Source organism: Immundisolibacter sp. (genome assembly GCF_028696615.1).
GTDB lineage: Bacteria > Pseudomonadota > Gammaproteobacteria > Immundisolibacterales > Immundisolibacteraceae > Immundisolibacter.
In genome coordinates, this window is record NZ_JAQVGQ010000110.1 from 1 (window position 1) to 8,566 (window position 8,566).

General features: G+C 70.9%; 7 protein-coding genes and 1 pseudogene. 5 read left to right on the plus strand and 3 right to left on the minus strand.

Annotated features, from left to right (window positions below; genetic code table 11):
• The 5 genes and pseudogenes from PHC73_RS08445 to PHC73_RS08465 form a co-directional block, all read left to right on the plus strand.
• Positions 1–1,409 (plus strand): annotated as a pseudogene (locus PHC73_RS08445) (chromosome segregation protein SMC); the annotation flags it as partial.
• A 112-nt stretch (positions 1,410–1,521) separates the two neighbouring features.
• Positions 1,522–3,540: an NAD-dependent DNA ligase LigA gene (gene ligA, locus PHC73_RS08450; RefSeq protein ID WP_300126705.1), complete on the plus strand. Its 2,019-nt coding sequence runs from the start codon at positions 1,522–1,524 to the stop codon at positions 3,538–3,540.
• 102 nt (positions 3,541–3,642) lie between these two features.
• Complete coding sequence (locus tag PHC73_RS08455; protein ID WP_300126707.1) at positions 3,643–5,040, plus strand: DegQ family serine endoprotease; 1,398 nt, start codon at positions 3,643–3,645, stop codon at positions 5,038–5,040.
• Between the two features lie 4 nt (positions 5,041–5,044).
• Positions 5,045–5,641: an NAD(P)H-dependent oxidoreductase gene (locus PHC73_RS08460; RefSeq protein ID WP_300126708.1), complete on the plus strand. Its 597-nt coding sequence runs from the start codon at positions 5,045–5,047 to the stop codon at positions 5,639–5,641.
• A 45-nt stretch (positions 5,642–5,686) separates the two neighbouring features.
• Positions 5,687–6,319 (plus strand): phosphoribosyltransferase, encoded by a 633-nt coding sequence (locus PHC73_RS08465; protein WP_300126710.1) that lies wholly within the window; start codon positions 5,687–5,689, stop codon positions 6,317–6,319.
• A gap of 209 nt (positions 6,320–6,528) precedes the next feature.
• Here the strand turns inward: PHC73_RS08465 and PHC73_RS08470 are convergent, their stop codons facing one another.
• From PHC73_RS08470 to PHC73_RS08480, 3 genes are all read right to left on the minus strand, one after another.
• Complete coding sequence (locus PHC73_RS08470) at positions 6,529–7,677, minus strand: CoA transferase (protein ID WP_300126712.1); 1,149 nt, start codon at positions 7,675–7,677, stop codon at positions 6,529–6,531.
• Between the two features lie 19 nt (positions 7,678–7,696).
• Positions 7,697–7,999 carry a 4Fe-4S dicluster domain-containing protein gene (locus PHC73_RS08475; protein WP_300126715.1) on the minus strand — a complete coding sequence of 101 codons (303 nt, stop codon included), beginning with the start codon at positions 7,997–7,999 and terminating at the stop codon, positions 7,697–7,699.
• Between the two features lie 141 nt (positions 8,000–8,140).
• A partial coding sequence (locus PHC73_RS08480) for an MATE family efflux transporter (RefSeq protein ID WP_300126717.1) occupies positions 8,141–8,566 on the minus strand: 426 nt, incomplete at its 5' end.

Here is an 8,566-nt window from a genome sequence, read left to right on the forward strand (position 1 = left end):
CGCGTCAGCGGCACACCGCCGCCCTGCGCCGGGTGTCCGACCTGCAGGCGCGGTTGGCCGCCGCGCAGGCGCACCACCAGCGCATGCAGGCGCGGCATGCGGCCATCGACGAGGAGCTGGCGCAGCTCGATCGCCAGGCGGCGGGCGATGCCGCGGAACTTGCCGCCGCCCAGGCGGCGCGCGCGGCGGCCGCCGCCGAGCAGGCCGAGCTCGGCGGCCAGCGACAGCGCGGCGAGCTCGAGCGGCGCGAAGCGGAAGCCGCCGTGCGCACCGCCCGGGCCGCCCAGGAGGCGCTGCGCGAGCGCCTGCAGGGCCTGCGCATGCGCCTGCAGGCGGCGCAGACCGAGAGCACCACGCTCGAGAAAACCCTGGCCGGCTGGCAGGCGCAGCGCGAGGGCATTTCCGAGCGCGAGGCCACGCTGGCGGCCGAGCTCGAGGCGGCCGCAGCGCCGCTCGAGGCGCTGCAGGGCGACCTGCAAACCCGACTTGCAGCGCGCGAGCAGGCCGCAGCGCAGCTGGCCGCGGCCCGTGATGCGCAGGCGGCGGCCGACACCACACTGCGTGAGTGCGACCAGGCGCGGCTGCTGGCCGAGCGCCAGCTGCACGAGCGTCGCGGCCAGGCCGAAGCGCGCCGGCTGGAATTGACCGAACTCGAGGCGCGCGCCGCCGCCTTGGGCGAGCAGGCACAGGAATTCGACGTCGAGCCGCAGCGCCTGATCGACGACGCGCCGGCGGACAGCGACGAGGCGGCGCTCGAGCGGACCATCGAGGATCTGGCCCGGCGCATCGCGCGCCTGGGCGCCATCAACCTCGCGGCCATCGACGAGCAGCGGGAACTGGCCGAGCGCAAGACCTACCTGGACGCCCAGCACGCCGATCTGGCTGGCGCGCTCGACACCATGGAGCAGGCCATCCGGCGCATGGACCGTGAGACGCGCGGCCGCTTCAAGGACACCTTCGAGCGTGCCAACGCCGGCTTCATGGCCGGCTTTCCGCGCCTGTTCGGCGGCGGCGAGGCGCGCCTCGAACTGCTGGACGAGGACTTGCTCGAAACCGGCATCGGCATCGTGGCGCGCCCGCCCGGCAAGCGCAACAGCTCGATCCATCTGCTGTCCGGCGGCGAGAAGGCGCTGACCGCGATTGCGCTGGTGTTCGCGTTGTTCGAGCTGAGCCCGGCGCCGTTTTGCGTGCTGGACGAGGTCGACGCGCCGCTGGACGACCACAACGTCGGGCGTTTTTGCGCGCTGGTGCGCGAGATGTCGGCGCGGGTGCAGTTCATCGTCATCACCCACAACAAGACCACCATGCAGATGGCCGGCCAGCTCACCGGCGTCACCATGTCCGAGCCCGGCGTGTCGCGCCTGGTGGCGGTGGACGTGGACGAAGCGGTGGCGCTGGCAGGCGTTTGAGCGGCATCCAGGCGCCGTGTCCGTGGCAGCATGTGCGCCCGGCACACCGCGGCAGCGAGCCGAAAAATTCCACGGACGGCATTTTTCGGCATCCAAACAAGGACAACCTTCCATGGACCAGGCCGAGGCCAAGGCCCGCATCGACGCTCTGCGGCGCGAGATCGCCGAACACGATTACCGTTACTACGTGCTCGACGCGCCGAGCATCCCGGATGCCGAGTACGACCGCCTGATGCGCGAGCTGCTGGCGTTGGAGGCGCAGTTCCCGGAGCTGGTGACGCCCGACTCGCCCAGCCAGCGCGTCGGCGGGGCGCCGTCGGCGGCGTTCGCGCCGGTGCGGCACGAGGTGCCGATGCTGTCGCTCGCCAACGCCTTCGACGAGGGCGAGGTGCGCGATTTCGACCGCCGCGTGCGCGAGCTGTGCGGCGAGGCGGCGGTCGATTATCACTGCGAGCCGAAGTTCGATGGCCTCGCCATCAGCCTGAGGTACGAAGGCGGCGCGTTGGTGCAGGCCGCCACGCGCGGCGACGGCAGCACCGGCGAGGACGTGACAGCCAACGTGCGCACCATCGCCGCCATCCCGCTGCGCCTTCGCGGCGAGCCGCCGCCGCTGCTGGAAGTGCGCGGCGAGGTGTACATGCCGCGCGATGGCTTCGCGCGCCTGAATGCCGAGCAGGTGGCCCGCGGCGAGAAACCATTCGCCAACCCGCGCAACGCCGCCGCCGGCAGCCTGCGCCAGCTCGACCCACGCATCACCGCCGGCCGGCCGCTGCGGTTCTACGCCTACGGTCACGGCCGCGTCGACGGCGACCTGCCGGGGCGCCACAGCGAGCGCCTGGCGATGCTGCAGGGTTATGGCCTGCCGGTGTGTGGCCTGCGCCGGCTGGTGCCGGACATCGACGGCTGTCTTCGGTACTACGCCGAGCTCGGCCGCCGGCGGCCGACACTGCCCTACGACATCGACGGCGTGGTCTACAAGGTGGACCGCATCGACCTGCAGGAGCGCCTGGGCTACGTGTCGCGCGCGCCGCGCTGGGCGCTGGCGCACAAGTTTCCTGCCGAGGAGGCGGTGACCGTGGTCGAGAACATCGAGGTGCAGATCGGCCGCACCGGCGCGGTGACGCCGGTGGCGCGCCTGAAGCCGGTGTTCGTGGGCGGCGTCACCGTCACCAACGCCACGCTGCACAACGAGGACGAGCTGCGCCGCAAGGACGTACGCATCGGCGACAGCGTGGTGGTGCGCCGCGCCGGTGACGTGATTCCCGAAATCGTCGGCGTGGTGCCCGAGCGGCGACCTGCCGAGGCGCGGCCGTTCGAGATGCCCACGCGGTGCCCGGTGTGCGGCTCGGCCATCGTGCGCCTCGAAGGGGAGGCGGTGGCGCGCTGCAGCGGCGGGCTGTACTGCCCGGCCCAGCGCAAGGCGACGTTGGCGCATTTCGCCAGCCGCCGCGCCATGGACATCGACGGGCTCGGCGACAAGCTGATCGAGCAGCTGGTCGACCGCGGCCTGGTGCGCGACGTGTCAGACCTGTATCGGCTCGATGCGGCGACGCTGGCCGGACTCGAGCGCATGGGCGAGAAGTCGGCCGCCAAGCTCATCGCCGCCATCGAGGCCAGCAAGCGCACCACGCTGGCGCGCTTCATCTACGCGCTCGGCATACGCCACGTCGGCGAGGCGACGGCGGCGGCGCTGGCGGCGCATTTCGGTGATCTCGAACCGCTGATGCAGGCCGACGTCGATACCCTCACCGCGGTGCCGGACGTGGGGCCGGTGGTGGCGCAGAGCATCCGCAATTTTTTCGACCAGCCGCACAACCGCGAGGTGATCGGGCGCCTGCTCGCAGCCGGCGTGCGCTGGTCGCCGGTCGAGGCGCGCACCGGCGCGCGGCCGCTGGCCGGCAAGACGATCGTCATCACCGGCACCTTCTCGCGTCCGCGCGAGGAGCTGACCGCCGCCCTGCAGCGCCTGGGCGCCAAGGTCAGTGGCAGCGTGTCGAAGAAGACCTCGTTCGTGGCGGTGGGCGACAATCCCGGTAGCAAGGCCGACAAGGCGGCCGAGCTCGGCATTCCGACCCTGGACGAAGCCGCTTTGCTGGCCCTGCTGGGCGACCTGCCGCCCGGGGGTGCCTGACAATGCCACCCGGCGGGGCGCGGAACTCGGCCGCCACGTTGCCAGTCTCATGCCCGAGCACCCGCAATCGCGGCGTGCCGATTTCAACAACAAGGAGCCCTCATGACCGCCCTACGCGCGTTGTTTGCAGTGCTGGTCCTGTCGCTGCCGTGGCTGGGCAGCGCCCAGGCCGAGGTGCCGGAGTTCACCCGCTTGGTCAAGGAGGCGGGGCCGGCGGTGGTCAACATCTCCACCACCCAGAAGCTGCGCGATCGGGGCATGTATCCGGGCTTTCCGCTCGACCCCAATGACCCGATGAACGAGTTCTTCCGCCGCTTCTTCGGGCCGCCGCCGGGTGGGCAGCAGCAGGCGCGCTCGCTGGGCTCGGGGTTCATCATTTCCGCCGACGGCACGGTCCTGACCAACGCGCACGTGGTCAAGGACGCCGACGAGATTCTGGTCAAGCTGTCCGACCAGCGCGAAGAGCCGGCCGAGCTGGTGGGGCTCGACGAGCGCACCGACGTGGCGGTGCTGAGCATCAAGGCCAAGGGCCTGCCGGTGGTCAAGATCGGCGACTCGGACCGGCTCGAGGTGGGCGAGTGGGTGCTCGCCATCGGCTCGCCGTTCGGGCTCGAACACACCGCCACCGCCGGCATCGTCAGTGCGGTCGGCCGTACCCTGCCGAGCGATGCCTACGTGCCGTTCATCCAGACCGACGCGGCGGTCAATCCCGGCAACTCCGGCGGGCCGCTGTTCAACGCCAAAGGCGAGGTGATCGGCATCAACTCGCAGATTTACAGTCGCTCCGGTGGTTACATGGGGCTGTCGTTCGCCATTCCGATCAAGGTGGCGATGCGCGCCGCGGACCAGATTCAGAAAACCGGCCACGCCGCGCATGGTTATCTTGGCGTGACGGTGCAGCCGGTGACGCCCGAGCTGGCGCAGTCGTTCGGCATGGACAAGGCGCGCGGCGCGCTGGTGGCCGACGTGGCAGACGGCAGCCCGGCCGCCAAGGCGGGCCTGAAGGCCGGCGACGTGATCCTGAGCTTCGACGGCCAGGCGCTGGCCAATGCCGGCGAGCTGCCGCCGCTGGTCGGCAATTCCGACGTGGGCAAAAAGGCCACCCTGCGCGTGCTGCGCGACGGCAAGGAGCGCGACATCGAGGTGGTGATCGGTAAGCTGCCGGACACCGACCAGACCGCCGATGCGGGCGACCAGCCGGCGGCCAAGGCGAAGGGTGGCCGGCTCAAGCTGGCGGTGGTGGACCTCGACCCGGCGCAGCGCGAGCAGCTCGACGTGCCCAAGGGCGGTGTGCTGGTGGTGGCGGTGGGCGACGGTCCGGCGGCGCGGGCCGGTCTCGCGCGCGGTGACGTGATCCTGCGCATCGGCGACAGCGAGGTCAAGAACGTCGAACACTTCAAGACGCTGGTCGACAAGCTGCCGGCCGGGCGTCCGGTGCCGCTGCTGGTGCAGCGGCGCGGCAACCCGCTGTTTTTGGCCCTGACCGTGCCGAAGGAGTAACGCCATGGCGCGGTTGCTGGTGGTGTCTTTCCTGCCCAAGGGGCCGCTGTCGCGTACCCGGCGCCTGCTCGATGCCTGGCTGGCCAAGCGCCGGGCCGGCGAGCCGGCGCTGGCGGTGGACGAAGTCGACTTGGTGCACACGGAGTTGCCGCCGGTCGACGGGCCGGTGGCGCTGGCCAAGGGGGCGGTGGCGGCCGGATCGCATCTGGCGCCGACCCAGCAGCGGGCCTGGGAGGCGATCACGCCCTGGGCCGAGGAGTTTCTGGCCGCCGACGAGGTGGCGATCGCCGCGCCGATGTGGAATTTCAGCCTGCCGTACCCGGTCAAGCACTACCTGGACGTGGTGGTACAGCCGGGGCTGCTGTTCCGTTACACCGAACAGGGCTCGCACGGCCTGTGTGCCGGCAAGCCGCTGACGCTGGTCACCACCCGCGGCAACGTCTATGCCGATCTGCCGCAGGTGAATTTCCAGACCGCCTACCTGCGCTGGTTGTGCGAGTTCATCGACTGCCGTTATAGCGAGATCGTCGCCGAAGGCCTCGACGTGCGCGGTCCAGAGGCTGGCGAGAAAATCTTGAGCGAAGTCATCGCCCGGCTGTAGCCGGGCTCGCATGATGGCGCTCACGCCACCCCGCGGATGCGTTCCATGTTCCAGGACCGACAGGATGCCGCCCGTCAGCTGGCCAGTCGCCTTGCCCACCTGCGCGGCCAACATCCGTTGATTTTGGCGGTGCCGCGTGGGGCGGTGCCGATGGGTGCCATCCTTGCCGAGGCCCTGGATGGTGATCTCGACGTCGTGCTGGTGCGCAAGCTGGGAGCCCCCGGCAACCCCGAATACGCCATAGGCGCGGTCGACGAGGCCGGTCACGTGACCCTGAACCCCGACGTGGCGGGCCGGATTGACCCCGCCTACCTCGCCGCAGAGACGGCGCACCAGCTCGCCGTCATGACCGAGCGGCGGGCGCAATACGGCGCGCCGCGCATCGATCCGGCCGGCCGGGTGGTGGTAGTGGTCGACGATGGCGTGGCCACCGGCTCCACGCTCATCGCGGCGCTGCAGGCCGTGCGCGCCAGAAAGCCGGCCCGGTTGGTGGTGGCGGTGGGCGTGGCGCCGCCGGATGCCGTGCGGCGGCTCAAGGCATACGCCGACGAGGTGGTGAGCGTGCTGGTGCCGGACGACTTCTATGCCGTGGGGCAGTTCTATCGCGATTTCGGGCAGGTCGAGGACGACGAGGTCACGGCGCTGCTCGGCGCCGGGCGCAAGCGAAGCCCGGCCTGAGCGCTTGTGAATTTTTCAAGGTCGTCGGTCGGCCAGGGATGGCCGGACGCGAATCGCGCTCGATTCGCGTGAGCGCGTCCGGGCGTGCAGCGGACGGGCGACGCAGGAAATGCGCAGGACGCGCAATTCTTCACAAACCCCGAGACGGCATTTTCAAGACGCGGGCACGCGACGACCGTCGGTGTTCTCCGGCCACCGGCGGGCCATGATCATTCCGGCGGGCGGTGACCGATCTGCGCCAGGATTTGCGCCGTGTGTTCCCCGAGCCGGGGCGGCGGGCGGCGCACTTTCCCCGGCGTGCGGCCAAGATGCAGCGGAATGCCCGGCACCATGAGCGGACCGTGCGCGCCGTGCTCGACCGGCACGAACAGGCCGTTGTGTCGCAGCTGCGGGTCGGCCACCACGGCCGGGTAGTCGTTGACCGGCGCCGCCACCACGTCGGCGCCGGCCAGGCGCGCCATCAGATCGGCGCGCGGATGGCGGGCACAGCGGGCGGCGATTTCGGCGTCCAGCGCGTCGCGGTGTGTCATGCGATCGGCGGCGCTCGCAAAACGCGGGTCCGTGGCCAGTTCCGGGGCGTCCAGAGCCCGGCACAGGTTGCGGTAGAACTTGTCATTGAAGGCGGCCAGGTGCACCTCGCCGCCGTCGGCGCAGCGGTAACTGTTGTACGGCGCGTAGAACGGGCTGCGGTTGCCGACCCGCGGTGGCGGCTGCCCGGTCAGCAGGTACTCGCCGAGCTGCACGCCCTGCAGATGCACCACGCCGTCGATCAGCGCCACCTCGGCCGCCTGGCCCCAACCGTCGCGGGCGCGCGCCCACAGCGCCAGCATGGCCGTGTAGGCCACCAGCGTGGCGGCGGTCACGTCCGCCACCGCCGCGCCAGCCTTCAGTGCCGGGCCGTCCGGCTCGCCGGTGGCGGCCATGAGGCCGGCCAGCGCCTGCGCGGACGGGTCGATGCCCGGCCGCCCGGCGTAGGGGCCGTGATCGCCGTAGGTGCTGACCGTGACCAGGATGGTATCCGGTCGCACGGCAGCGAGCGCGGCGTAGTCGAGACCAAGCTTCTCGCGCGCCGGGCTGCGCACGTTGTGGATCACCACGTCCGCGGTCGCCACCAGCCGGCGCAGCACGTCCTGCCCGTCCGGGGTGGCGAGATCGAGCACCATGCCGCGCTTGTTGCGGTTGACGCCTAGATAGAGGCCGCTGTCGTCGCCGCGGCGCGGGCCGACGCGGCGGCCTTCCTCGCCGCCGGGCGGCTCGATCTTGATCACGTCGGCGCCCATGTCGCCGAGCAGCGTGGCGCCGAGCGGCGCCGCCACCAGGCTGCCCAGATCGAGCACGCGGATGCCGGTCAACGGCATGATCGATGCCCCGGCCGTTTCAGCGCGCGACGACCTGGATGGCGTCCTCCGGGCAGGCCGCCACGCAGCGCAGGCAGTGCCGGCAGTCCTGCTCGTGGTCGGCAAACGCCTGCCGGCGGCCGTGCACGCGCACCTTCAGACGTGGCAGAAAGCCCTTCACGTGGGTCTCGAATTCCTCGTCCGTGAGGCGGCGGATGCTGAACACGCCCTCCGGGCACACCTGCGCGCATTTTTCCTTGCCCTCGCAGCGGTTGCGATCGATCAGCACCCGCCACTTGCCGGCGACCGGTTCACATTGCTCGAGTGCGCTGTTCAAGGTCATGGGCGTGTGCTCCTGGGGATGGTTGGGGATGGTCGGCAGGCAACTCCAGCGCTGCAATGGAACCGCGCCGGCACCGCGGCCGACGCAGGTGTCGCCGGCGTGGCGAGGATAACGGACGTTCGGGCGCGGGTGTGGCGCCGGCTACAGGCGGATATGCACCCAGCGGCCCTGCCGCCACTGGTGCCGGAATACGCCAAGCTGCGTGAGCCGATAAACCTCCTGCGCGATCCAGATGCCGAGCAGGCCAAGGCCCGCCACCGGGCCGACCAGATACGCCGCCGGCGTGAACAGGAACCACTGCGTCAGCACGCTGACGCGCATCACCCGCCGGCCCTCACCGGCGCTCATCAGCACCTGCATGTAGACGCGCTTGACGCCCTCGAGCACCACCGCCAAACCGGCAATGCGCATCGGCCAGCGCGCCAGCGCCACCGTGTCCGGGTTGTGCAGGAACACCCCCAGAATCAGGTCCGGCGCCAGCAGCATGGGCGCGCCGAGCAGTCCGAGTCCGACCAGGCCGATGCGCAGCGCGTCGCGCGTCCAGCGCCGCGCCTCGACAGGATCACC